Consider the following 25637-nt stretch of genomic DNA (forward strand, 5'->3'; position numbering starts at 1 on the left):
GGGGGTCACAGTTATAAGGTCCTTTAAACTCGGGCGACGAATAGTTGCGCCGCGCGGACCTCAGGAGTTGCCTCATTTACTGCGTGAGCTTGGGCGGTAACCACGCCATCGGCGGCCGGCAGCCATGCGGCTTGGCCAGGGGAAAGGATCAATTCCTCGCCCGCGGCATTGCGCAGGCTGAGGGAACCAGCGGTGCACAAGGCGATGGTGGGGCCGTCATAATCGAGGTCGACGGAAGAATCCGGCCCGAGCTCGGCACGGTCGAGCAAGAACTCATCGATGGGCACCGGATAGGACCAAGCCTCGGCGCCGTGGACGTTGTCTTGGTTCCGCTTATCTTTTTGCTGCACCCGCGGCTCATTGGCGGCCGCATAGGTCAAGACCTTCACCAACTCCGGCACATCCACGAATTTCGGGGTCAATCCGCCGCGCAAGACATTATCGGAATTGGCCATGATTTCTACGCCAAGACCGGAGACATACGCGTGGAGTTGTCCGGCGTCGAGGTAGACGGCCTCGCCCGGGGCAAGCTCGATGTGGTTAAGCAAGAGCGCACCAAGCACGCCAATATCGCCAGGATAACGGTCATTAAGGTCCACCACCGTAGCCATGACCCGCGCCTTCCAATCCGTCGGATCGGCAGCAATCAGGCGCTCGCCGGCGGCAACGATGGCCTTAATGAGCTCCTTGCGCTTGGCCGAAGGGATGGTAATCCACGTGGTAAAAAGCACCCGGAGGTTGGCGGACTCGGAGGATTCCGCGGGGTCATCGTCAAGCATGGCCAGGTAGCGCTCAAGCTCTGGGCACTGCAAGGCGGCAAAGAGCTCGCGGGTTTGTGCCAAGGGACGGAAACCCGCCATGGCGTAGAAATCCGAAAGAGCCACGATAAGTTCCGGCTTGTGGTTATCGTCCTTGTAATTGCGGTTTGCGGCCTGCAGGGCAATGCCTGCCTCGTTTTCGCGGGCGAAACCCTCCTCGGCCTGCTCCTTGGACGGGTGGGCCTGCAAAGACAGTGGATCTTCGGCGGCGAGAATCTTCAGCAGGAACGGCAGGTTCTCGCCGTATTCTTTATAAACTCGAGCACCCAGCTGGCCTTCTGGATCCTCCGCAATAACCTCGTTGAGAAGCTGGCCATCCACCGTGGAGGGATCGCCCGGGTGGGCACCAAACCAGAGTTCGGCCACCGGCTTTTCTGCGGCTTCTTCGCCCCGCAGCTCAGGGATGAGGGTGCGCGAGCCCCACGAGTAGTTGCGGGTAGCGCCTTCCAGTAATTGCATTTATTTCTATCCTTTAGAAATCTCGTAGGCGGTCGCGGCAAAACTCCGCGTAATAAGCTGCAGCGAGCGGGCAAGGTGCCCAAGGCCCGGTTCCGGGTCGGTGCTGCGGACTGCAAGCGAGTTGGGCAGGTTCGCCTCTTCCTGCCCCCAGAAAATCACTTTCAAGGGTATCAAAGGTGCATCCGCGCCAGCACCGTCGATGAAGGGATCGTAGAAAAGGTCATCGGCAGGCGCGGGCGCCGTACTCGATTCGGCACCCCGATCGAGTGCACCGCGCAGGTCAGCGGGCTCGACAAAGGTGCCGGGCAACCCGTGCACGGCCCAGATGGTTGCTGCCATGCGGGCGACCAAGGTATCGATGTGGACGCGCTCGCGGCGCTCGGCATACGCATAGGCATCGATGACGCAGGAGTGGATAATCCGCGCACCCTCGGCGTATTCGCGCAGCTGCCGACCCGGATTGATGGCATCATCGCGCTCTGGCGAAAGCTGCTCGATCTCGCGATCTACCGCGGCTGCTAGATCCTCTAGCTCCTCGCGCACCGCGTACGGGGAGGTATGCACGATGCTGCACAGCGCGTACAAGGCCGTGATAAACCGCGCCGGCGAGCAGCCCTCTGCGGTGGGAAGCGACGGGGCAATCAGGGTATCTTCTGGGCAATCCTCTACCAGGGGGCCGCTTGCCGGGCCCACCAGAATGGTGGTGGCGCCCCGCTGGCTCGCCGCAATGAGCGCGCGGGAGGCCCAATCGCATTCTGCGGGCTCGCCCACCGCCACGACGATATCGAGCGCGCCCACGTATTGCGGCAGCGATTCCGTCACCACCAGCGGAATGCGCAGCGGTTCGGCCAAGCCGACGCCAAGGTGCGCTGCCTCGCGGGCGATGGCATCGGTGGGCAGGATGACCAGGGAGCGCGGGTTGAGCCCGTTTAAGATTTCACCCCAGCGCTCCATTTGCCCGGCGAGCAGACGAATCTGCGCGCCCTCGTGGGCGACATCAAAAAATCGCACCGTTTCGGTGTCATAGGCGGAACCATCAGTGAAACCGTTATCCATATCGCTCCAGCATAGTCTGGCTCCCACTATGATGGTGCGGCATGATGTCAGCACAAATTCATCCCGTATCCCTTATCGGTGGCGGCCCCGGCGCGTGGGACCTGATTACGGTTCGCGGCATGCGCGCCCTACAGGAGGCCGAGGTCATCTTGACCGATCACCTAGGCCCTGCCCCGCAGTTGGATAAGCTCTGCGATATTTCCGCAAAGGAGCTTATCGATGTCTCCAAGCTGCCCTACAAGAAGTCGATTACGCAAGACAAGATCAACGAGCTGCTCATCGAACACGCCCAAGCCGGACGGAAGGTAGCGCGGCTCAAAGGAGGCGATCCTTTCGTGTTCGGCCGCGGCTTTGAAGAGGTACAGGCCCTAGCCAAGGCATCTATCCCCACCACCGTCATTCCAGGGGTGACCTCCGCCATTTCCGTACCCGCGGGCATTGGCATCCCCGTCACCCAGCGCGGAATGGTTCACGGCTTTACCGTCGTATCGGGCCACCTGCCTCCAAGACACGAGAAGTCCCTAGTGGATTGGCACGCCCTGGCCCAGTCCGGCGCGACCTTGTCCATCATCATGGGCGTGAAAAATGCCCCGGCGATTGCCAGGGCATTGCAAGACGGCGGGCTTGCTGGCTCGACACCGTGCGCGATTATCCAGGAGGGCACCCTGGACACGCAGCGGGAATTTCGCTGTGAACTAGCGCACCTTGCGCAGACGATGGAGGATAATAACGTCTCCTCCCCTGCCGTATATGTCATCGGCGAGGTTGCCGGCCTCGACCCGGCCAGCGATTAGGCTTTATCCGCCTGCGGTGCGGAGTCCTCCACGACGCTTTCGCCCTTGGAGGCACCGGCCGCGTTGTGTGCAAAGCCTGCGGCATGAAATTCCGCATGTGCCTTGGTCTCGGCGTTTTCGGCTTCCAGCTCCCGTGCGCGGGCTGCCCGGGTCGCCCGTGCGCCGTGGATGGTGGCGGAAATGCCCACGACGAGGATCATGACCATGAGCAGCGGGGAGACAAAGCCCGGCACCGTCAGCCCGAAGTAGGTTTCTAGCCCGCTTAAGACCTTGCCGATATTGAGAGCCACGATGGCCGTACCCACGAGGCCACCGAGGACGACCGGCTCAATCCGGGAAATCACCCATGCCGCAATCGGAGCGGCAATGGAACCACCGATGAGCAGGGCCAACACGGCGGAGAGGTTGGCGACGATATCCTGCCACAATCCAACGACGAAGCCGAGGGTTGCACCCAGGGTGACCAGGAATTCGGCGGTATTTACCGTGCCGACGATGCGGCGGGGCTGCTCGCGGCCAATCGCCATGAGCGTCGAGGTGGATACCGGACCCCAACCACCGCCACCGGTGGAGTCAACGAAGCCGCCGACGGAACCGAGCCCGATCAAAAATGGGGTGGAATGGCTGCGCGTCTGCACGAACTTCGCCCGGCGCGGGCGGGAAAAGCGCCAGATGAGGTTGCTGCCGATGGCAACCAAGATGAGCGCGGTAATGGGGGCTGCCGCATCGGTGGAGATATTGGAGAGCACGGTGGCGCCGATAAATGCCGCGATGGCACCGGGAACGCCCAGCCGGAAGACGGTTTTCCAATCCACATTGCCAAAGCGGGCGTGGCTCAGGCCCGACATTGCGGTGGTCCCCAGCTCAGCGGTGTGGACGACGGCGGAGGCTTGGGCGGGCCCAAGGCCCGCCAGGAGAAGGATGGTGGTTGAGGTGACGCCGAAGCCCATGCCGATGCCGCCATCGACAAGCTGGGCGGCCGCACCGGCCACGGCGATTAAAATAAGAGTTAGCATGGGACACCGACCTCCTGGGCGATGTGATAGTGGGCAGCAACGATGCCAGCGAGATCGGTACCAAGAACGGGATCGACGGTGACATTGCTGGGAGTAGATGACAGTGGTTTAAGGAGCAGTCCTGCGGTTACAAAGAGCGGGATAACCCGCATTCGCGCAGTGCTTCTTGCCAATGCATGAATGTCGTTGCTGCCACCCCGGGTGGCGAACGCGGCCGTGGCGGGTACACCGGTGAGCTGGGATACCCGAGCGGCGAGCCGGCGGATGGAGTCATTGGCCGCAGCATCGGAGGAACCAACGGAGTAGATGACGTGGTGGGTATCGGCGGGCCTGGCGCGCGCGGCGAGTACCGCCGCCAATTCCGCTTCTGCGGCTTCCCGCCTGTCCGCATCTCGTGCGGCGCGCCCTCCGCCTAAGCACTCGCCTTGCACCAAGCGCAGGCCTGAAGCCTGTTCGGCCGCCGCAATAACGCGGGGAACGTCAACGCGCTGGTGGTAACCCTGCGTAAAGAGCAATGGAATGACTACGGCCGTATCCTCCCCGCAACGAGCGAGATCGACTGCAGCTCCGGTGAGATCGGGAGTATTGAACTCCAGGTGCGCCGCACGATAAGCAGGTCGGCCTGGTATCGAGGCGGCAGCGGCCTGGGTGAGCCGTTCAATGCCGGCGGCGGCGCCCGGGTGGCGCGAGCCGTGGGACAAAGTAACGAGTGCGGTCATGGTCCATCCTTAATCCACTGGAGCCGTGGAGTGTCCGCGGCGAGCTAGGGAGCGCTGCAGGGCCTCGGTGGAAGAGACTGCTGGGGCCGGTGCTACGGGGGCATCGTCTTGTCCATGGAAGCGGACCGAAAATACGCGCAGGCATTCCTGGCAATTCCAGGCAAAGTCGTCTTCTTCATCCGGGAAGAGATCGGTGCCGGCGCAGTAAGGGCAAAAGGTGGGGTGATTGCGATTGGGATTAGGCTTACGGCGAAAATTCACTGCAGATCTTCCTCCTCGGCGCGCAGTACCCAGTGGCGGAACTGCTCGCCTTCTTCGCGTTGTTCCTTATATTTATTGACCAGCCGTATGACGTAGTCCGGTACCTCATCGGCAACAACCTTGTGCCCGCGGAGCTTGCGGCCCCAGTCAGGTGAAAGGCCTAGGGCACCGCCCAGGTGGACTTGGAAGCCCTCTACGCGGTTGCCATCGGCATCGGTGACGATCTGACCCTTGAGCCCGATATCGGATACCTGGGAGCGCGCGCACGCATTGGGGCAACCGTTCAATGCGATGGAAATGGGCACATCCAAATCCCCCAGGGTGTCTTCGAGGATGTCCACCAATTCGATGGCGCGGGCCTTTGTCGTCACGTGCGCCAACTTGCAAAATTCCAGACCAGTGCAGGAAATGACGCCGCGGCGGAACTCCGTGGGCTGGGAATACAGGCCCGTTTCATCTAGCGCGCGCGAGAGCGCCGGAATATCGTCTTCCTCCACATCAAGAAAGAGCAATTCCTTCATCGGGGTGGTACGGATGCGCGAGATGCCGAACTTTTCTGCGACATCGGCAATGGCAATGAGCTGTTCGCCCGTTGCATGGCCCACGGTAGGTTTCACGCCGACGTAGAATTTGCCGTCCTTTTGCCTGTGCACGCCCAGGTGATCGCGGCTGCCGGGATTGACCTCGAGCGGGATGCCATCGGCCAGCGGCTTCTCCAGATACTCCTCCTCGAGCACTTGGCGGAACTTTTCGATGCCCCATTTAGCCACCAAGAACTTCAGGCGCGCGCGGTTGCGGTTGCGGCGGAAGCCATAGTCGCGGAAGATGCTGACCACGCCGGCCCATACTTCCGGCACGCGCTCGAGTGGCACCCACGCGCCTAGAGACTGCGAGAGCATCGGGTTGGTGGACAGTCCCCCACCCACGAAGCAGTCAAAGCCGGGCCCGTATTCGGGGTGGTTGACGCCGACGAAGGCAACGTCTTGAATTTCGTGCGTAACGTCCTGGCGCGCATTGCCGGAAATAGCGGTTTTGAACTTGCGGGGAAGGTTATGGAACTCCTCGCGCGGTAAGTAATTATTCTTGATTTCCTCGATAGCTGGGGTGGCATCGATAATCTCATCTTCGGCAACTCCTGCGACCGGCGAGCCCAAGATAACGCGCGGCACATCGCCGCACCCCATCAAGGTACCCAGGCCCACAGATTCGAGTTTGTCCCAGATGGTGGGCACATCTTCGATCTGAATCCAGTGCAGCTGGATATTCTGCCGGTCAGTAAAGTCCGCGGTGGAGCGAGCATAATCGCGCGAGATTTCCCCTACCGCGCGCAACTTTGCTGGATCAGCGCGGCCGCCATCGAAGCGCACGCGCATCATGAAGTATTCATCTTGCAATTCTGCGTTGGATAGCTTGGCGGTCATCTCCCCGCCCAGGTTCTGATTGCGCTGCGTATACAGCCCTAACCACTTAAAGCGCGGTGCTAAATCCTCCGGTGGGATGGAGGAAAATCCCTGTTTGGAGTAGATGTCTATCACGCGCTGCCTGGCTGAGAGACCACCATCGTCCTGCTTGATGGCCTCATCGTTATTCAACGGTTTCTTACCGTCAATTTTCCATTGGCCCTCGGGCTTATTGGCCCGTGGCTTGCGTTTGGTCGTCGTTGCGGTAGCCATAATGTGGTGTAGACCTCCCTTTCAAAGCGTTGAAGGAAAACCTACCCGTCTATAGAGTACAGACAAAGCGGTCTGTTTTATTTTCACTTTTATTAATGCCGTGACCAGCACCTTAAAGAGATCTAATAAAGAATCTAAATATCCCACTTGTGCACAAACAGACCATACGGTTCACTCTCTTAAGAGAAATCCCGCACTCAACCGCCACTAATAGACCTATCGGTCTATTAGTGTATATCCGTTAAGGAACCCCGTTTCCCTTCACATCGCCGCGGGAGAATACGCATACAAGAAAGGCAGAATTACCGTGTCAGATAAACCCTTAAACGTAGCAGTCATCGGTGCCGGTCCCGCCGGCATTTATGCCTCCGACATCCTGGTAAAAAAGACCGGCGGAAACGTGCGCATCGATCTCATTGAACAGATGCCCGCCCCCTTCGGCCTCATCCGCTACGGCGTGGCCCCCGACCATCCACGCATTAAAGGAATCATTAAATCCCTGCACCGCGTCTTAGATACTGAGCAGATTCGCCTGCTTACCAACGTTCACATCGGCCGCGATATCACCGTGGACGAGCTGCAGCAGCACTACGATGCCGTCATCTTCGCCACCGGAGCAGTAGGCGATCGCCACCGCGAAATCCCCGGCGCGCAGCTACAGGGAGTGCACGGCGCCGGTGAGTTCGTGGGCTTCTATGATGGCAATCCACGCTTTGAGCGCGAGTGGGATCTCTCCGCCAGCGAGGTCGCCGTCATCGGCGTAGGCAATGTGGGCCTGGACGTCTCGCGCATCTTGGCTAAGACGGGCGATGAGCTTAAGGTGACCGAAATCGCCGATAATGTCTACGATTCGCTGGCACAAAATAAGGCAGAGACCGTGCGCGTCTTCGGGCGCCGCGGGCCCGCCCAAGCCAAGTTCACCCCGCAAGAGCTCAAAGAGCTCGACCATTCGGAGAACATCAATGTGGTCGTCTCCCCCGAAGATATTGATTACGACGAGGCCTCGCTAGAGGCGCGCGCTTCCAGCAAGTCTACGGATTTGGTGTGCCAGGTTCTTGAGCAATATGCCATTCGCGATCCCAAACAGGCCCCGCATACGCTGCAGATCCACCTCTTCGAGCAGCCGGTGGAAATTCTCGGTGAGAACGGCCAGGTCAGTGGGATTAAAACGGAGCGCACAGAGCTGACCGGCGATGGCAGCGTGCGCGGGACGGGTAAATTCACCACGTGGCCAGTGCAAGCGGTCTACTTTGCCACGGGCTATCGCTCGGACGCCGTGGATGGCGTGCCATTTAATAGCGAGAAAAACGTCATCAACAATGACGGCGGCCACGTCATCGACGAAGAGGGCGCCATCGTGCCCGGCCTCTACACCACCGGCTGGGTAAAACGCGGGCCCGTGGGCCTGATTGGCAATACCAAGTCCGATGCCAGTGAAACCATTGGCATGCTGCTTGATGATGCCGCCGCGGGCACCCTACCGTCCCCCACCGCCGACGATATCACCGAGGCCTTCGCAGATAAGGGCATCGACTACCTCACGTGGCAGGATTGGCAGCGCCTCGATGCCGCTGAGCGCGCTTTGGGCGAGCGCGAAGGCCGCGAGCGAAAGAAGTACGTGGAGTGGGAAGACATGGTCGCCCACTCCCGCGCGCAGTAATTCAGTAATTAGCGCCTGATGATGGCGAGGACCTCGTCTACGATCTGCTGAACCTCTTCGGAGGTCTTCGCCTCAACATTGAGTCGCAACAGCGGCTCGGTATTGGAAGCGCGCACATTGAACCAGGCATCCGTACCCTTGAGCTCGACCGTGACACCGTCGAGCTCATCGACGGATTCAATCTTATCCGCCAGCTCATCGAGTACCGCCTGGGTGGCGGCCTGTTGATCCGCCACGGTGGAGTTGATTTCCCCAGAGGCCTCGTAGCGGGAGTATTCCGCCATGAGCTCGCTGAGTGGCTTATCCGTCTGCCCCAACGCGGCCAGGACATGCATCGCGGCTAGCATGCCGGAATCGGCATTCCAGAATTCCTGGAAGTAGTAGTGCGCGGAGTGCTCGCCGCCAAAGGCCGCCTTGTGCTCGGCCATTTGGGCCTTGATGAAGGAGTGGCCCACGCGCGTGCGCACGGCGGTACCGCCCTTTTCCACGATGAGCTCCGGCACCGTCTTGGACGTAATCAAGTTGTGGATGATGGTCGCGCCAGTAAATTTATCCAAGTAGCGGCTTGCCACCAGCGCGCAGATGGCAGACGGCGATACCGGCTGGCCCTTTTCATCCACCACGAAGCAACGGTCCGCGTCGCCGTCAAAGGCAAGGCCGATATCGGCCTTTTGCTCTACGGTGAATTTCTGCAGATCCTCTAGGTTCTTGGGATCCAGTGGGTTCGCCTCATGGTTGGGGAAGGTACCGTCGAGCTCAAAGTAGAGATCGCGGACATCAAAGGGCAGGCCATCGAAAACGGCCGGGACCGTGTGCCCGCCCATGCCATTGGCGGCATCGACGGCGACGACCAGCGGCTTGGATTCTTCCAGCGGCACGAGGTGACGCAGGAAATCCGCGTAGCCGGTCAGGATTTCCTGCTCGGCGATGGCACCATTGGGGCCGTCGTAGTTTGGGGTGCCATCGATAAGCATCTGCTTAATCTCTTCTAACCCAGTTTGTTGCCCCACGGGGACGGCTCCGGCGCGGCAGAGCTTGATGCCGTTATACTTCGCCGGGTTGTGGGAGGCGGTAAACATAGCACCCGCGCACTCCATAGAACCCGCGGCATAGTAGAGCTCATCGGTGGAGGTAAGCCCCAAAAGCGTCACGTGGAGGCCTTGGCTCACCACGCCCTCAGCAAAGGCTTGCGCCAGTGCGGGTGAAGACGGGCGCATATCGTGACCTACAGCCACGGTGTTTTCGCCTTCTTCGCGCAGGATTGCGGCGAAGGCGGCGCCGGTATCGCGCACGAAGTCTTCATCGATATCTTCGCCCACCACGCCACGGACGTCATAGGCCTTAATCACTGCATCAAGATGCTCACGAGTTCGCATACCTCGCAATAATACTCCCCGCCTGCGGGCAACTAGCGCAGTGTTCCGTCCGTGTCTGCAGCTAGCTAGCGCAAACTTTCACGGGCGCTGTGCCCAGCGCCCGTGGTTTAGTCGGACTCGGTGTCCGTGTCCTGCTTCTCGGCAGGATCATCTTCGCTGTGCGCATCGGGAACGACGGACAGGTGAGCGCGGCGGGCCTTTTTGGCATAGGCCACGCGACGAGTGCGAAATACCGGGTGATTGGAATTGGCGGGGTCAGCACCATCGAAGGTGGCGGCGTAATCGATGGGGTCTGCCCCGGAGCCGGCACTGCGGTCATCGACAAGCCCCGTGGTCACCCTGCCGTCTTCCTTGACCGCCTGGGCCAGGGCCATAAGGTCATCGTCCTCATCTAGCTCGATGCGGTCTACGCGCACCAACTCCCACCCCACCGGCGCAGAGATGCGGTCGCGGTGGGTGCTGCACAGATCCCAGCTATGCGGGTTATCCTCTTCTGCCAGCGGTCCAACCACTGCGGTTTGATCCGCATATGCATAGGTCAACGTCGCCACGGCGGGTCGGCCGCAGCCTGGGCGGGAGCAATGGCGAGATTCAGTCACGGGCAATAGTCTAAACCCTTGGTTGAGATTTAGATAGTACTTCCCCGGCGTGGCTGCACTTATTGCGCAGCCATAGAGCTTTAGAATCAACGCCATGACCGCCGCTCGCCCCCGCCCGCATATTCGCCCCGCCCGCGACCGCCACGGGCGCGGGCTGCACGGGTCCTTGCTACCGCAGCAAACCCCGCGCTACCGCAGCACCCGCGAGCTTTTCGATGCCGCCGTCCTCGAGGCCTACGCACCCATTCAACACGCCTTCGCCCCGCAATTGCGCGGGCTCGATCTTGCGGTAGATACCATCCCGCGCATGCGCCTTTCTGCCGATATGACGGTGCTGCCGGATGAAATCATTGCCGATGGGCCAGTGCCGCTCGGTCGCATCGTGCCCGCCGGTGTCGATTCTGCTGGCACCCCTACCCGCGCCCGGCTCGTTATCTTCCGCATGCCCATTGAGCAGCGTGCTGTCACCTCCGCCGAGCGCGCGGAGCTCCTCGGCACGGTCATTACCGCCCTGGTGGCCAATTACTTAAACCTCGCTCCAGAGGAGGTAGACCCGCGCTATGGCTGGTAGGGAGGTTTCTCACCACAAAGAAAACTCTAGCCCTTGACCGCACCGCTCAGGGGGCGCAGCCAAGGGCTAGAGCACACAACTTAGTTAACCAATCTCGCGTTTGAGGCGGCGGCGTTCGCGGTCCGAAAGCCCGCCCCAAATTCCGAAGCGTTCATCGTGCTCCAGCGCGTATTCCAGGCACTCATCGCGCACCGCGCAGGCTTGGCAGATACGCTTTGCCTCACGGGTGGAACCTCCCTTTTCAGGGAAGAATGCCTCTGGATCCGTCTGCGCGCACAACGCTTGATCCTGCCACTCCTGCTCGACGGCACCGAAGAGTTCATCGAGCGATACCTCTGCAGCAGCACCGCCACGGAGAATGGCGTTGTTATTAGCCATCTTGTCCACGCCTTTTCCTTTCTCCGAGGTTGGGTAATCCTAATCAGTGCAACCGACTGTACACGAGGCTGAAGTGCGGCTGAATCGCGGTCAACCCGCGAGCCAATCCGTGAAAACAAGTGCGTCGGTCGCCGTTTCTTGCACTGATGTAATTTCACACCGGATCACTAAATATCGTCAACCTGAATTAGTGCCTTTTTCGCGCTTTATCGCAAAAACGCTGCACACGATCCCCATCCGTCACATTAGTAACACCCGGTGCTATCCGGGTGTATAGGTAGGGGGTACTAGATATAGTGGTTCCCGGTTTTTCTGTCAACAATTTTCAGGAAGTGTCGGCGTGTCTCCCAAAATCTCAGCCGGGCAAGGATCACAAAGCCCTCCGCACCGCGCAGCGTTACCGAGCTGCAGGAGGTGCGGAGGGTAGGTGGCGGGCGCTTTAGGCGTCGGAGCTAAAGCGAATGCCGGCATCGGGGATGGTCACACCAGGAAATACCCGCATGCCGTCCACGAGCTCGCAGCGGGCGCCTACGTGGGCGCCTTCGCCAATGACGCAGTTTTCGATGACCGCATTGGCGCCAATATGCGCGCCCGAGGCAATGATGGAGTTGTGGATGATGGCCCCTGGTTCGATGCGCACGCCATCAAAGACCACCGTTCCCTCGAGGCGGGAGCCGGCTCCCACCTCGGATCCGCGGCCCACCGCGGTGCCAGATAGCAGCAGCACGCCGCCGGCAATGCCCGCAGAGGATTCCACGAGGGACTCGCCGGTGCGGCCTTCCAACAGCGGCGATGGGGCGATGCCGCGCACCAAGTCAGAGGAGCCGCGGGTGAAATCATCTGGGCGGCCCATATCGCGCCAGTAGGAATTATCGACGTGGCCGACGACCAAGCGGCCATCGGCAAGCAAGCCTGGGAAGGTCTCGCGCTCAACCGAGACCACGCGGTCTGCAGGGATGGATTCGATGACGGAGCGGTCAAAGACGTAGCAACCGGCGTTGATCTGGTTGGTTGGTGGATCCTCGGTCTTTTCCAAAAAGGCCGTGACCCGGCCTTCAGAATCCGTGGGCACGCAACCAAAGGCGCGGGGATCCGCCACGTTGAGCAGGTGCATGGTGACATCGGCACCCTTGTTGTGGTGCGTGGTCAAGATGCCCTCTAGGTCCATGCCGGAAAGAACATCACCATTGAAAACCATAACGGTGTCATTGCGCAGCTTGTCATAGACATTGCGGATGCCGCCGCCGGTGCCCAGCGCGGTCTCTTCCACCACGTATTCAATGTCCAGGCCGAGCTCGGAGCCATCGCCAAAGTATTCCTCGAAAACCTCTGCCTTATACGAGGTGGACATCACCACGTGCTCAATGCCCGCGGCCTTGATGCGGGCGAGCAGGTGCTGCAGGAACGGGTAATTTGCCGTCGGCAGCATGGGCTTGGGCGTACCAATGGTCAGTGGGCGCAGGCGGGTACCGCGCCCGCCCACCAAAATCACTGCATCGGTGGTGGCACCGTGAGTGGTGGCTGCTTCAGTCATAGTCATCCTTTGTATGCAGACAATCTTATTCTGAGGTTTTTCGAAGGTCAGTGTATGCGGCCGCGGCCAGAAACCAGGTCAACGGCACGCGCTTCAGGCCTCCGAATCTTTGGCCGTACTGGCGCGAGCGGCCGTCACCGCTCCCCGCGCCTGCAATCCCAGCCACAGCGCGGCGCGCAGCGGGGCCTGCCACCACGCCGGGTGACGGTCCGCCTGGAAGCGGTACGCGGAACTGTGGTGCGCGCGCAGCATCGCCCCGGCGTGCGCCTGGGTGGAATGTCCCTTGGCGTGGCTGATGACGGCTTCTGGGCAGAAAATGTTTTGGTACCCGGCGCGGGCGAAGCGATCACCTAAGTCCACATCCTCCAAGTACATGAAGTAACGCTCATCAAAGCCGCCAATGGCATCGAAGGCATCCCAGCGCACCAAGAGGCAGGATCCGGATAACCACCCGGCGGGGCGTTGGACGGACATATCGGCATCGTTACGGTACGTGCGCGTCCATGGATTAGACGGCCATAGGTTGGAAAACAGCGCGTGCCCGATGCCCGTGGATATATTCGGCACCGACCGAGCGGACGGATAGTTGCTGCCGTCCGGTTCCACGATGCGCGGGCCCACCGCGGCGGCGTCCGGCCAGCGGCGCGCGCACGCAATCATCTGGTCAATTGCGCCTTTACTAAAGGTGACATCCGGGTTAGAGATAAGGAAGAACTCATCATCTACGCGTCGGTTCTCGCGCACCCACCGCGCGCCGGCATTCATGCCGGCGCCGTAACCAATATTGCCGCCGGTATCGAGGAAGTGTACGTCTTCTTTTTCTGCAGCGGCGGCTTCGGGGACGCCATCGGTCGAACCATTATCCGCCAGTATCACCTCGGTGCCGTTAACGCAGGCGTCCGGCAGGGAGCTTATAAAGCGCGCCAAGTACTCACCGGGATTATAAGTCACAGTGATAACGGCGAGCGGAGCTGTAGTTTCAGTAGTCACAATGGGCCCCAAGTTTAGTCACGCCAGAGGCTGTGTCCGGAGACAGACACTGTTCAATTGCGCGAAACTGGCCACGGATCCCTAATTTTGGCGAGATCTCCCCTAAACTGTCTCCAGATCCCCGGAAAGTAGAAAGCCTTCACTTGTGACTTCTGAGAACACTCGCCGGGCGCGCAATATCCAACCCGCGCCCTCTGCCGCTAGCGCGGTTAAGCAAAAGGGTTCCACGGCCACCAAAACCATCGTGGCTGTTATTTCTGCCCTCATCCTGGCTGTCTCCGGCGTGGGCTACGCCACGGTGGGGCGCCTGGATACGGGCATGTCCTCCGCCTCGGACTTATCTTTGGGCGAGGATGGTTTATCCGATCCTTCCTTGGACGGCGCCGCCGATATCTTGCTCGTGGGCAAGGACTCGCGTACCGATGCCCAGGGCAACCCGCTCTCCGAAAAGGAGTTGGCGGATCTCCACGCCGGCGTTGCCGAGGGCGAGGAAAATACCGACACCATCATGCTCGTGCGCATTCCGGAAGACGGCTCGCGTGCTACGGCTGTCTCCATTCCGCGCGATACCTATGTCAACGACCCGGACTACGGCAATATGAAGATCAATGCCGTCTACGCCTCGCACAAAAACGACAAAGTCCAGGAGCTCCAGCAGGAAAACGCCGAGGCGGAGGCGCAGGGTGAGAAGAAACCGTATTCGGATAAGGACATCGAAAAGCACGGCGTGGAAGCAGGCCGCGAAGGCCTGCTCAAGATGGTGCACTCCCTGACCGGCGTATCCATTGACCACTACGCCGAGGTGGGCTTGCTGGGCTTTACGCTGCTTACTGATGCCGTCGGTGGCGTCGACGTGTGCCTCAACGAAGATGTTGAGGACGAGATGTCCGGCGCCAAATTCCACAAGGGGACCCAGACCCTCGATGGCGCGAAGGCGCTGACCTTCGTGCGCCAGCGCTATAACCTGCCGCGCGGTGACCTCGACCGCATCGTGCGCCAGCAGGCGTATATGGCCTCGCTGGTTAAGAAGGTACTCGATAATGACACGCTGACCAGCCCGTCTAAGCTCTCCAAGATTGCTAAGGCCGTGGAGCGCTCCGTGGTCATCGATGATGGCTGGGACATCATGGGCTTCGTCACCCAGCTGGCCGGCCTGGCCGGCGGCAATGTCACCTTCACCACCATCCCGGTCACCTCCATCGATGGCCGCGGCGATTACGGCGAATCCATCGTCACCATCGATACCAATGAGGTTCACCGCTTTATGGAGGATCTGGCCAAGTCGCACGAGGAAGCCGAAGAAGAGGCGGCCGAGAAGGACGAGAAGACAGAAGACGCGCCGGAGCATGATGCTGATATCAACTCCGATAACGAGGTCCACGTCCTCAATGCCGGCAATATCGATGGCTTGGCCGCCGGCATCGGCACCTGGCTGGAAAACACCGGCTATACCGTCGAGCGCTCCGCCAACGCCCAGCCCGGCATCTACTCCGAGTCCCAGGTCGTGGCCGCGGACCCCGATAGCGAAGATGCCAAGAAGCTGGCGGAAAAGCTCGGTGGCCTGCCGGTGGTAGAAAACCCGCAGCTCGATGACAATACCTTGCTCGTCGTGGCCACCGATGATTACCAGGGCCCCTCCGATGAGGAAGCAAGCGCCGAGGAATCCGCGGCCGAGGAAGATACCGACCTGGTAGGCACCCCGGGCAATGACTTCGGCGCCAACAAGGTTTCCCCTGAAATCGACGCCGGCGGCGACGGACCGCGCTGCGTGAACTAAGCAGGCTGGCCTACGATGGGCGGGTATGGAACTACTCGCCCATCTTTTAAACGCCGATGCCGCCACCCCGCGGCTGACTGTTTATAACGAATCCACCGGCGCACGCATGGATTTTTCCGCGCAGACCCTAGATAACTGGGTGGCCAAGATCGCCAATATGTTGGAAGAAGAGCTCGACTTGGAGCCGGATTCCACCATCGCCATCGATGTGCCCACCTCGTGGCAGGCCGCCGTCATTGCCTTAGGCGCCCTCGCCGCTGGGCCCACCTTTGATTTCGGTGAGTCGGCCGCGCTTGCCGACGTCGTCTTTACCTCCCCCTCCCGCTACCTTTCAGCCCAAGAGCGGCAGCCGCAGGCCGATATCGTGCTCATCAGCGATGATCCCTTTGGCCGTGGCATCGTCGAATCCGGCGGGGATCTGCCCACCGGTGCCATTGACTTCGGCCCCACCGTCCGTTTTTATGGCGACCAATACTTCGGTGAAACCCAACCCCTGCCAGAGTTGGTGACCCCGCCCGCGAGTGCCGAGCGGTTGCTGTCTACTGGGTGGAGCGATAAATCTTCTTTCACCCGCGCCGTGCTCGAGCCCTTAGCAGTCGGCGGCTCCGCTGTCATCGTCGCTGGACTCTGCCCCGCGTCCCGCTTGTATGAAATTGCAGCGAATGAGAAAGTAACCGCCCGGCTGTAGGTTAAGTGCCCTATACTTGCCTTCCATCATGTTCTTGGGAATCTCTTCAGACGCGTGGGTCTACATCTTTATTGGTGTGCTCATCTTGGTCGGCACTATCACTCAGGGCTCGATCGGCTTTGGGCTCGGCACCATCGCCACCCCCATAGTCGCGCTCTTGCGCCCAGATTTAGTTCCCACACTCATCTTGCTCCTCGCGCTGTGCATTTCCATCTATACGCTGGCGCGAACCTACCGCGAAACCTCATGGCGCTTGGTCGGCATATCCGTCATCGCCCGCATTCCGGGCTCGTTCGCCGGTGCGTGGGCGATCGCATCCCTCTCACACGACGGCCTGTCCATCTTCATCGGCTGCGCCGTGCTCTTGGCGATGTCCCTCTCGAGCCTCGGCTGGAGCCCCGAGCCCACCAGGCGCAATACCGTCTTAGCCGGGCTTACCTCCGGATTCCTGGGAACCTCTACCTCCATCGGTGGGCCGCCGATGGCGCTGATTATGAAGCGCTTCGACCCACAGCGCACGCGCGGCAGCCTCGCCGGCACCTTTGTGATCGGTACCGTCATGTCCCTTATCATCCTGGGCTTCAACGGCCAGGTGACCCAGCCGCAGGTCTACGCCGCCGCTGCCTATAGCCCGTTGGTGGTCGTCGGTTTATTCATTGCCAACTACCTCAACCACTTCATCGATACCAAGCGCCTGAACCGCATCGTCACGGTGGTAGCTATTACCGCTGCCCTGGCACTTATCGGCCAAGTGCTGTTTTTCTAGGCCGCCAATAAGACCGGCATTACCTCGTGCTCACTGCCCCCGGTTTTGTCTCTAGCCTGTCCAGCTATTGTTTCGCGCTGAAAAAAGGTTGTACGCTAGAAGTGCATCATCAGCGCAGAGGAAGGACCAGAGAGTCTGTACCCTCCATCAATTTTCCCTGCGCCCTATTCTCTTTCTTTTAGGTGATGAAATGAACGAATTTATCGCTGCGCGCTGGCAGGACATCCTTTTCCGCAGTTACCAGCACGCAAGCCTTGTCATCCAATCGGTCGCCGTGGCCCTAGTCATCGCGTTGATTATTGCCATTTTTGTAGCCCAACGCCCGCGCGGTGCGGCTATCGCTAATGCCTTAACCTCCATCGGCCTGACCTTGCCTTCGCTGGCACTACTTGGCCTTGCCATCCCGCTCTTTGGCATCGGCACCATACCTTCCGTTGTCCTCGTGGTCTTTTATGCCGTCCTTCCCATCCTGCGCAATGCCATCGTCGGTTTGCACAATGTCAGCGACGATGTCATCGAATCCGCCCGTGGGCAGGGCATGAGCTCGACGGCCATCCTCTTCCGCATCCGGCTGCCGCTGGCCTGGCCGGTCATTATGACCGGCATCCGCGTCTCCACCCAAATGTCTATGGGTGTTGCCGCCATCGCCGCCTACGCGCTCGGCCCAGGGCTGGGTGGATATATCTACTCAGGGCTTAGCCAAATCGGCGGCACCAACGCACTTAATTTCACGCTGGTGGGCACCATCGGCGTCATCATCATTGCGCTCATCGTGGATGCGATTCTCGCCGGAATCCAAAAATTGACCACCCCGAAAGGTATCTAAGAATGTCTGATTCAACGCACGCTTCCTCCACGCACGCCGCGGACACGAGCAATAGCGGTGCCAGCATCGTCTTCGATCACGTCACCAAGGCCTATTCGGGCCAGGACTCCCCCGCCGTGGAGGACCTTTCCTTCGAAATTCCGGCGGGCGAGCTGGTCGCATTCGTCGGCCCGTCTGGTTGCGGTAAGACCACCTCGCTGAAGATGATTAACCGCTTGGTGGAGCCAACCAGCGGCACCATTTATATCGACGGCGAGGATGCCACCAAGAAAAACCCCACGCAGCTGCGCCGCGATATTGGCTACGTCATCCAAGGCGGCGGCCTCATCCCGCACATGTCCGTCGCGGATAATATCGCGCTTGTGCCCAAGCTGAAAAAGTGGAAGGCCGATAAGATTTCGCAGCGCACCGACGAGCTATTGGATATGGTCGGGCTCGATCCTGCCACCTACCGCGATCGTTTCCCCAGCGAGCTATCCGGTGGCCAGCAACAGCGCGTCGGCGTCGCCCGCGGCTTGGCTGCGGATCCTCCGGTTGTCTTGATGGACGAGCCCTTCGGCGCTGTCGACCCCATCACCCGCACCCGCCTGCAGGATGAATTGGTCAATATCCAATCCGAGTTGAAAAAGACCATCATCTGCGTCACGCACGATATCGATGAAGCCATCAAGCTGGGCCACCGCATCCTCATCTTTGAGCCGGGCGGAAAGATCAGCCAGTACGATACGCCCGAAAACATCCTGGCCGCGCCCGCGAATGACTTCGTGGCCGACTTCATTGGTTCCGGTTCCGCCCTAAAACAGCTCAACCTGCGCCGCGCGGATGAGCTGGAGCTAGCGGACCAGGCCACCGCGCGCATCGGCGAATCCACAAGCAAGGCGCTAGCGCGCCTGCGCGAAGCCGGTGAAGAAATGGTGGTCATCATCGATGACAAGGGCCATCCCCGCGACTGGATCTTCGCCCGCCAGCTCGAGCGCTACGAGACCATCCCAGAACCGCAGTTCGAGCTCAACTCCGTCGTGGATGCGCGCTCTACGCTTAGCGATGCCATGTCTGCCATGCTTGCTTCCTCCCACAGCGGGGCGCTTGTTACCCGCCGCGGTGAATTCGTGGGCGTTTTGTACTACGAAACGGTCACAGATTATATCCAGCAGATGAATGCCGCCGCCCAAGAGGCTTTAGATGACCAGGAGGTGGATTCCGGTGGAGAAATTTAAGCGCCTGACCGGTGAAGACCGCCTCCTTATCATCGGCATCCCCATCTTGGTGGTGCTCACGGTGGGCGGCTGGCTCATCTGGCACGCCACGGCCGAGCTGGATGATATTGAAGAGCGCACCCTACAGATTAGCTCCGTGCTCACCATGACCCGCGAGCACTTAGTCCTCGTGGTTATCTCCGCGCTGCTGGTCATCGCCACGGCCGTGCCGCTGGGCATTGTGCTAACGCGCAAGTCCACCAAGTTCATGGCGCCGATCATCACCAGCATCGCGAATATTGGCCAGGCCGCGCCCGTCGTCGGCGTCATCGTCTTATTGGCCATCTGGCTGGGCTTTGGTGAGCCGGTGGCCATCCTCGGCCTCTGGTTCTATGCCTTCTTGCCCGTGCTCGCCAACGTGATTGCGGGCTTGCGGGGCGTGGATAAGCAGCTTGTCGAGGCCGCCTACGGACTCAGCATGTCACCAATCCAGGTGCTCACCAAGGTCGAGCTGCCCATGGCCCTGCCGGTCATCATGACTGGTATCCGCACCTCCCTGGTGCTCTTGGTCGGCGCGGGTGCGTTTGCCACCTTTATCGATGCCGGCGGCCTCGGCGGGCTGATTACCACCGGTATCACCCTCTACCGCAATCCTATTCTCATCTCTGGCGCGGTCCTTATCGCCGCCTTAGCCTTAGCGGTCGAATGGGTGGGCCGCGTTCTTGAGGTTGTCTTCGCCCCGAAGGGAATGATCAAATGAAACGCCTCCTCGCAACCCTCGCCGCCGCAGGCACCTTCTTCCTCGCCGGGTGCGGCCTCGGCACCGCCGGTGGCCTCATCCCGAGCGGACAGTTAAAGGGCGACCTAGCCGATATCGACTTGGATGGCGCCAATATTTCCATCGGTTCCAAGAACTTCACCGAGCAGGTGATCCTGGGCAAGATTGGCGCCATCCTCTTGGAATCCGCCGGTGCCAACGTAAAGGACTTGACCAATATCCCCGGCTCCACCTCGGCGCGCCAAGCGCTGGAGGTCGGCGATATGGACTCCATGTTTGAATACACCGGTACCGCCTGGATTACCTACCTGGGCAACGCCGATCCGGTCCCCGGCTCGCAGGAGCAATACGAGGCGGTAAAAGAAGCCGATAAGGACCATGGACTTACCTGGCTGCCCCCTGCGCCGATGAATAATACGTACGCGCTGGCCATTAGCGAACAGTCCCGCGCACAGTACGACCTTGAGTCGCTGGCCGATATCAAGGGTATTCCCGCCAATGAACAGACCTATTGCACCGATAGCGAGTTCTTGGCCCGCAACGACGGCCTGCTTACCATGCTGGATAGCTATGGCATTGAACAACCACCGCGCGACCGCATCCGGATTATGGATTCCGGCGCCGTCTATGCCGCCTTGAATAAGGGCGAGTGCACCTTCGGTTCGATCTTTGCCACCGATGGCCGCATTAAGTCCTTAAACCTCACCGTGCTCGAGGATCCTGAGCTCTTCTTCCCTAAGTACAACCTCGCCCCAGTTGTACGCACCGAGGTCTTGGAAGAACATCCAGAGATCAAGGATCTCTTCGCGCCCCTCGCGGAGCTCCTGACGGATGAAAAGATGCAGGAGCTCAATGCCCGCGTGGACGTGGACGGTGAGGACTACACCGCCGTGGCCCGAGATTTCCTCATCGATGAAGGGCTGATAGAAGGATAATCTTTGCGGACCGCTTACCAGCACAAATGGATGTACAGGAAACTTTCAGTAATTTTCAGCAACCTATCAGATAGATTCCATTGCTGTTCCAGCCGCGTGCCCCATACTTAAATCATGCGTTTGAGAGAGCGCATACGAGAGAGATAGAGAGAACCCCTCAGTTTCCAGAGGGCGGTGAAAACCGATACATGGAAACACCCTTGTAGAGAGAGACGCCAGCGGCACTCGGAACCGAGAGGAACCGAGTGCCGCTGGCGTTTTGCTAGTTCCACAGGCATAACCCGCACGGGTTATGCCACCAGGTCGTTCTTGCGCGGCGCGAAGAGCACGGCGGTGCCCGTCGCGATCGCCGCGGCCACCAGGTAAAAGGCCGGGGCGAGTCTATTTCCGGTGGTACCAATCAGCCACGTCGCGATCATCGGGGCGGTACCGCCGAAGATGGCATTGGCCGTATTAAACGTCAGCGCGAAGCCAGACAGGCGCACGTGCGTAGGGAACTGCTCGGAAAGGAAGGAGGGCAAGACGCCATCGTTAAGCGCCAGCACCCCACCCAGGCACACCTGGATGATGATGACGAGCAGAATGCCTGCGCCATCGAGAAGCATGAATGCCGGAATAATGGCAAGGCCCATAAAGAGCGCGGCACACAGCATGGTGGTGCGCCGGCCCAGGCGATCAGAGAGCAGGCCGGTCAATAGCGCAAAGCCCACGTAGAACGCGGAGGCCACCGAGGACGCAATAAACGCCGGGGTTTCTGCCATGCCCAGTTCCTCCGAAAGATAGGTGGGCAGGTAGGTCAAGATGACATAGAAGCCAATCGCGTTGAGCACCGCGCCGGCAAAGGCAATGGCCAGGGCCTTAGGGTATTTCAGCACCTGACGCAGGGGCGAAAGCTCGGTGTCCGCGTGCTTTTCAAAGCGAGTGGATTCCTCTGTGTGGCGGCGGATCCACAGCCCGTACAAGCCCAGCGGCAGCGCCACTAGGAAGGGCACGCGCCAGCCCCAGGAATGCAGGGCACCATCATCCAGCACGCCGGTAAGGAAGGCCGCGATGAGCGAGCCCAAGAGCAGCCCGGATGCGGTTGCCGAGGGCACTACCGCAGCATAAATGCCGCGTTTTCCGGGTGGGGCAATCTCAGCCAGGTGCGTGGCGGCGCCGGCGTATTCACCGGCGGCGGAAAAGCCTTGCACCATGCGACACATAAGGAGCAAGAGCGTGGCGGCAAAGCCGATGGTGGCATACCCAGGCAATAAACCGATGCAGGCGGTCGCCATTGACATCAACACGATGGAATAGGTCAACGTGTGGATGCGGCCGTGCCTATCACCAATATGACCCCACACGATTCCCCCGATGGGGCGCACTAAGAATGACAGCGCGAAGAGCGCAAAGGTCAAAATCAGCGCGCGGCGGCCTTCCATTTCTGGGAAGAAGACGCGCGAGATAATCGCGGACATATAGATATAGGCCGCATAATCGAACCACTCAATAAACGTGCCGATGAATGCGGCCTTGATAGCGGAAACGCGCTGTTCGTGTGAAGTGCCAGGAACGTCCACATCCGCTGGGGCAGATTCATCGCTCGCTGGCGGTGGGGCTATCAGAGGAGCCATGCTCCTCACCTCGTTTCTGTTGAGCTTCATTCGCAAAAATGGCGCAGCATGGTCTGCACCCATAGCGACGAGCCTACAGAAATTTCTATGGTTTAGATCACTTTTACCTGCCTTTATAGACTCGTCTACAAGCTTTGCCTGCCGATGCCTCCCTTCCCCACCCAACTCACAGCACTTAGCAGCAACCTTTCAGGCAGATTCCATGGCGAGCCCAGCCGCGTGCCCCATACTTAAATCATGCGTTTGAGAGAGCGCATACGAGAGAGATAGAGAGAACCCCTCAGTTTCCAGAGGGCGGTGAAAACCGATACATGGAAACACCCTTGTAGAGAGAGACGCCAGCGGCACTCGGAACCGAAAGGAACCGGGTGCCGCTGGCGTTTTACTGGTTCTGCGTTGTGGGGTGCCGCTACTGCCTGCTGCCTCTGGCCGCCCCACTGCTAGACCACCCGAACTAAGAGGGCTTTTTCCGCGGGATTTCCTTATCGAAATCAATAAGGCGTCCCAGCGCCCAATCGCGGTCCGTCAGCAGCCGGGCAAATACCATTCCAGCACCGATGGCGCCTACCACCATCAAGCCCGTGGCTACATTCGCCACCGCTTGATCCATCTGGCTATCGTTGAGGTAGTAGACCGCGCGGAACATCGTCACCCCGGGGATCATGATGACGGCGGCCGGCACGGTGGTGGTAATGCGCGGCAACCGCGCCTTTTGCGAGGCCACCGCGCCCAAGAGCCCGATAATGAGCCCGCCGATAAACGCTGCAAAGTAGATGGTCGTGCCCAGCTCAAGGAGGCCAAGGCGCACCGCGTTGGCCACGGTTCCCACACTTGCAGCCACCAGCACCATGCGGCGCGAGGAATTAAAGAGGAAGGCAAAGCCGGCGATGCCGAAGAAACTGGCAACAAACGCCAGCAGGTACCACCGCGTATCCGGGGCGGGAACCGGCGGATCTGGGCTGAGATCCGTTAGCCAACTGACCATGGAGACGGTAAACGTAGCGGTAAAGATGACCGTGAACGCATAGCCCAGCCTGGCGATGCCCGCATCAAAATCAAAGCGCGCAATATCGATCAGGGCCGAAAAGAGCGGGAACCCCGGAATCAAAAAGAGCACCGCTGCGACATAGCCTGAGGACAGCTCGCTCGGCTCTACCACCCCAGCAAATCCGAGGAGCTCGATGAGGACAAAGAACGTGACGCTGGCTGCCGCGCCACCAGCGATGATCCCGCCGATTTGGTGCACGTGCTGGTGAAGCACCTCATAGCGCACAAATTGCCCCACGAATGCCGCCAGCGCCACGAGCCCTACCGCTTGCACTGGGAAGAAATTCAGGTAAGCGAACGCCGCGCACGCGACCGCGGCCGCCGTGGATAGGACCCAAACGCTCCAGCGCTTTTTCACATCGCTTTCAATGGAATCGAGCATCCCCGAAAGCTCTTCCGCGGTAATGCCGGAATACAGGTGATTATGGGTGAGGTCCTCCAATGCCTCAATGCGGGAAGCATCAACGGCCGGCGAATGCGTGCGCGCAATCACCGTGCGAAAGGAATCGCCCCGGTGAAAAGTACAGGTGATCTGCGTCAGGCCCACGTTTGCGTCCAAATGATCAAATCCCAGTGCCCGGGCGCTGCGCTTCATACCGCGCAGGACGCGATAGCCCGATGTGCCCGCCCCCATCAGCATCATTCCGACGCGCAAGACGACGTCAGCTTCCACGCCCATCTGCCGGTGAAAATTCGGATCATTCTGAGACGACAAATCTTCCACCTCTACCTCGCGGGAAAGCTGCGATCCAGGCCACTTCTCGGCGGCCATTGCCCCAGCTTCCACCCACATTTTGGCTATTTCTTCTACCTCCCAGACTAGCGCACCGTGCGCCTCCCTCGCGGCCTTCTTAGCCTCCACTAACTTCCAGGAAAATTTCAGCTTTCTTCAATGCCCATAACAGGGTCTAGCGCCATACTTTCCTTAGCGTTCGAGAGAGCGCAAGAGAGATAGAGAGAACCAGCTCCAGCGCCCTGCGGCCCTTCACTGAGGCCCGGGCGCTGGAGTTGTTTTCCATCGCGTTCGCAATAGCCCCCCAGCCTTTACGAACTCGACGCTTTTAATTCATCAAAAGTTTCCATTATGTGAAACACCCCGTAATCTACGCGGTTTACGTTGGCTGGGTGACTCTCAGGGATGACCACGCCGGCGCTAAGAACGGCATCGCGACTGCCACGGCCACCTGCCCGAGCAACGATAATTCATCGGAGCTCGTGCGAAAGGCTACAAAGAGCCGACATAAGGAATGGTTGCTGGCTGCCGTACTTTTGGCGCCCAACCTCATCTTGCTGGCCATTTTTACCTACCGGCCACTACTGGATAATATTCGGCTTTCCTTTTTTAACTGGAATATTTCTAGTTCAAGCTCCACTTTTGTTGGTTTTGATAATTACGTGGAGTGGTTCACGCGCGCCGATACAAAGACGATCGTCTTTAATACCGTCATTTTCACCTTTTTCGCGGTCATCGGCTCCATGGTTATTGGGCTCGCGCTTGCGCTACTTCTCAATCAAAAGATCAGGGGCCGCAACTTCGCACGCTCGGTGGTCTTCGCGCCCTACGCCATCTCCGGTGCCGCAATCGGTATCGCCTTCCAGTTCGTATTCGACCCCAACTTTGGGTTGATTCAAGAAATCCTCGGATGGTTTGGCATTAGTTCTCCAAACTTTTATGCCGTGCCTGGCTGGGCGTTGTTCATGGTGACATTTACATTCGTGTGGAAGAACTTGGGTTATACGTTTGTCATCTACTTGGCTGCCCTACAGGGCCTAGATAAGGAATTAGACGAAGCTGCCGCCATTGATGGAACAGGCCGTTGGCGCAAATTCTGGCGCGTGACAATGCCGCAACTGCGCAATACCACCTTCTTCCTTTCCATTACGGTACTGCTCAACTCTGTGCAGGTCTTCGACATCATCAACGTCATGACCCGGGGCGGCCCTCAAGGAAACGGCACCCAGACCCTGGTTTTTCAGATTTATAACGAAACCTTTGTCAACTTCCGTGCTGGTTACGGCGCCACTGCTGCGACAATCCTATTCCTCATCCTGCTCGTCGTTACGTTGATTCAGGTCCGCATCATGGATAAGCGAGGTTAACCCACCC

Annotated in this window: 24 protein-coding genes; 11 read left to right on the forward strand and 13 right to left on the reverse strand. The window is 59.6% G+C overall.

The window, feature by feature from the left end:
• Window positions 1-23 precede the first annotated feature (23 nt).
• Complete coding sequence (gene manA / locus ABRP84_RS00420; protein ID WP_349851996.1) at window positions 24-1277, reverse strand: mannose-6-phosphate isomerase, class I; 1254 nt, start codon at window positions 1275-1277, stop codon at window positions 24-26.
• A 6-nt stretch (window positions 1278-1283) separates the two neighbouring features.
• A complete protein-coding gene (locus ABRP84_RS00425) occupies window positions 1284-2333 on the reverse strand; it encodes an exopolyphosphatase (RefSeq protein WP_349851998.1) in 1050 nt (349 codons plus the stop codon).
• 41 nt (window positions 2334-2374) lie between these two features.
• Here ABRP84_RS00425 and cobA point away from each other — a divergent pair, with 41 nt between their 5' ends.
• Window positions 2375-3127, forward strand: coding sequence for a uroporphyrinogen-III C-methyltransferase (cobA, locus tag ABRP84_RS00430; RefSeq protein WP_349852000.1), 753 nt, complete (start codon window positions 2375-2377; stop codon window positions 3125-3127).
• On the opposite strand, the gene ABRP84_RS00435 is transcribed toward cobA, so the two are convergent.
• From ABRP84_RS00435 to ABRP84_RS00450, 4 genes are read right to left on the reverse strand one after another with little or no spacing between them, the layout of a single operon-like run.
• Window positions 3124-4143, reverse strand: coding sequence for a sulfite exporter TauE/SafE family protein (locus tag ABRP84_RS00435; protein WP_349852002.1), 1020 nt, complete (start codon window positions 4141-4143; stop codon window positions 3124-3126). The genes cobA and ABRP84_RS00435 overlap by 4 nt on opposite strands.
• Window positions 4137-4862 (reverse strand): sirohydrochlorin chelatase, encoded by a 726-nt coding sequence (locus tag ABRP84_RS00440; protein ID WP_349852003.1) that lies wholly within the window; start codon window positions 4860-4862, stop codon window positions 4137-4139. The genes ABRP84_RS00435 and ABRP84_RS00440 overlap by 7 nt, the downstream gene beginning before the upstream one ends.
• Before the next feature lie 9 nt (window positions 4863-4871).
• Window positions 4872-5123, reverse strand: coding sequence for a hypothetical protein (locus tag ABRP84_RS00445; RefSeq protein WP_005277497.1), 252 nt, complete (start codon window positions 5121-5123; stop codon window positions 4872-4874).
• Complete coding sequence (locus ABRP84_RS00450) at window positions 5120-6796, reverse strand: nitrite/sulfite reductase (protein WP_349852005.1); 1677 nt, start codon at window positions 6794-6796, stop codon at window positions 5120-5122. The genes ABRP84_RS00445 and ABRP84_RS00450 overlap by 4 nt, the downstream gene beginning before the upstream one ends.
• Before the next feature lie 307 nt (window positions 6797-7103).
• On the opposite strand from ABRP84_RS00450, the gene ABRP84_RS00455 reads away from it, so the two are divergent.
• Window positions 7104-8456 carry an FAD-dependent oxidoreductase gene (locus ABRP84_RS00455; RefSeq protein WP_349852007.1) on the forward strand — a complete coding sequence of 451 codons (1353 nt, stop codon included), beginning with the start codon at window positions 7104-7106 and terminating at the stop codon, window positions 8454-8456.
• Between the two features lie 8 nt (window positions 8457-8464).
• On the opposite strand, the gene ABRP84_RS00460 is transcribed toward ABRP84_RS00455, so the two are convergent.
• Window positions 8465-9832, reverse strand: a complete 1368-nt coding sequence (locus tag ABRP84_RS00460; protein ID WP_023025587.1) for a phosphomannomutase/phosphoglucomutase — start codon at window positions 9830-9832, stop codon at window positions 8465-8467.
• A gap of 107 nt (window positions 9833-9939) precedes the next feature.
• Window positions 9940-10437: a DUF3499 domain-containing protein gene (locus ABRP84_RS00465; RefSeq protein WP_084529704.1), complete on the reverse strand. Its 498-nt coding sequence runs from the start codon at window positions 10435-10437 to the stop codon at window positions 9940-9942.
• Between the two features lie 88 nt (window positions 10438-10525).
• Here ABRP84_RS00465 and ABRP84_RS00470 point away from each other — a divergent pair, with 88 nt between their 5' ends.
• Entirely contained in the window at window positions 10526-11002 is a 477-nt protein-coding gene (locus ABRP84_RS00470; RefSeq protein WP_349852010.1) for a metallopeptidase family protein, read from the forward strand.
• A gap of 84 nt (window positions 11003-11086) precedes the next feature.
• On the opposite strand, the gene ABRP84_RS00475 is transcribed toward ABRP84_RS00470, so the two are convergent.
• The 3 genes from ABRP84_RS00475 to ABRP84_RS00485 form a co-directional block, all read right to left on the reverse strand.
• Window positions 11087-11380: a WhiB family transcriptional regulator gene (locus ABRP84_RS00475; protein WP_005277485.1), complete on the reverse strand. Its 294-nt coding sequence runs from the start codon at window positions 11378-11380 to the stop codon at window positions 11087-11089.
• 439 nt (window positions 11381-11819) lie between these two features.
• The gene (gene manB / locus ABRP84_RS00480; RefSeq protein ID WP_284609975.1) at window positions 11820-12914 is read right to left on the reverse strand and encodes a mannose-1-phosphate guanylyltransferase; all 1095 of its coding nucleotides are present in this window, start codon (window positions 12912-12914) and stop codon (window positions 11820-11822) included.
• 93 nt (window positions 12915-13007) lie between these two features.
• Entirely contained in the window at window positions 13008-13916 is a 909-nt protein-coding gene (locus ABRP84_RS00485) for a glycosyltransferase family 2 protein (RefSeq protein ID WP_034659656.1), read from the reverse strand.
• Between the two features lie 133 nt (window positions 13917-14049).
• Here ABRP84_RS00485 and ABRP84_RS00490 point away from each other — a divergent pair, with 133 nt between their 5' ends.
• From ABRP84_RS00490 to ABRP84_RS00520, 7 genes are all read left to right on the forward strand, one after another.
• Window positions 14050-15681, forward strand: a complete 1632-nt coding sequence (locus tag ABRP84_RS00490; RefSeq protein WP_023025576.1) for an LCP family protein — start codon at window positions 14050-14052, stop codon at window positions 15679-15681.
• A gap of 25 nt (window positions 15682-15706) precedes the next feature.
• Entirely contained in the window at window positions 15707-16369 is a 663-nt protein-coding gene (locus ABRP84_RS00495; RefSeq protein WP_349852013.1) for a TIGR03089 family protein, read from the forward strand.
• Between the two features lie 28 nt (window positions 16370-16397).
• Window positions 16398-17135 (forward strand): sulfite exporter TauE/SafE family protein, encoded by a 738-nt coding sequence (locus tag ABRP84_RS00500; RefSeq protein WP_239269392.1) that lies wholly within the window; start codon window positions 16398-16400, stop codon window positions 17133-17135.
• Between the two features lie 190 nt (window positions 17136-17325).
• Window positions 17326-17961 carry an ABC transporter permease gene (locus tag ABRP84_RS00505; protein ID WP_349852015.1) on the forward strand — a complete coding sequence of 212 codons (636 nt, stop codon included), beginning with the start codon at window positions 17326-17328 and terminating at the stop codon, window positions 17959-17961.
• A gap of 2 nt (window positions 17962-17963) precedes the next feature.
• Window positions 17964-19178: an ABC transporter ATP-binding protein gene (locus ABRP84_RS00510; protein ID WP_349852017.1), complete on the forward strand. Its 1215-nt coding sequence runs from the start codon at window positions 17964-17966 to the stop codon at window positions 19176-19178.
• Entirely contained in the window at window positions 19165-19917 is a 753-nt protein-coding gene (locus tag ABRP84_RS00515) for an ABC transporter permease (protein WP_023016900.1), read from the forward strand. Before ABRP84_RS00510 ends, ABRP84_RS00515 begins: the two co-directional genes overlap by 14 nt.
• Window positions 19914-20870 carry a glycine betaine ABC transporter substrate-binding protein gene (locus tag ABRP84_RS00520; protein ID WP_349852019.1) on the forward strand — a complete coding sequence of 319 codons (957 nt, stop codon included), beginning with the start codon at window positions 19914-19916 and terminating at the stop codon, window positions 20868-20870. The genes ABRP84_RS00515 and ABRP84_RS00520 overlap by 4 nt, the downstream gene beginning before the upstream one ends.
• Window positions 20871-21160: 290 nt before the next feature.
• Here the strand turns inward: ABRP84_RS00520 and ABRP84_RS00525 are convergent, their stop codons facing one another.
• Together ABRP84_RS00525 and ABRP84_RS00530 are read right to left on the reverse strand one after the other, a co-directional pair.
• A complete protein-coding gene (locus ABRP84_RS00525; protein WP_349852021.1) occupies window positions 21161-22483 on the reverse strand; it encodes an MFS transporter in 1323 nt (440 codons plus the stop codon).
• 454 nt (window positions 22484-22937) lie between these two features.
• The gene (locus ABRP84_RS00530; RefSeq protein WP_349852330.1) at window positions 22938-24209 is read right to left on the reverse strand and encodes a threonine/serine exporter family protein; all 1272 of its coding nucleotides are present in this window, start codon (window positions 24207-24209) and stop codon (window positions 22938-22940) included.
• A gap of 536 nt (window positions 24210-24745) precedes the next feature.
• Between ABRP84_RS00530 and ABRP84_RS00535 the strand changes: the two genes are divergently transcribed.
• The gene (locus tag ABRP84_RS00535) at window positions 24746-25630 is read left to right on the forward strand and encodes a carbohydrate ABC transporter permease (protein WP_502879765.1); all 885 of its coding nucleotides are present in this window, start codon (window positions 24746-24748) and stop codon (window positions 25628-25630) included.
• The last annotated feature ends 7 nt before the right edge of the window (window positions 25631-25637 follow it).

Origin of the sequence: Corynebacterium sp. KPL2861, assembly GCF_040225475.1 — a bacterium.
Classification (GTDB): domain Bacteria; phylum Actinomycetota; class Actinomycetes; order Mycobacteriales; family Mycobacteriaceae; genus Corynebacterium.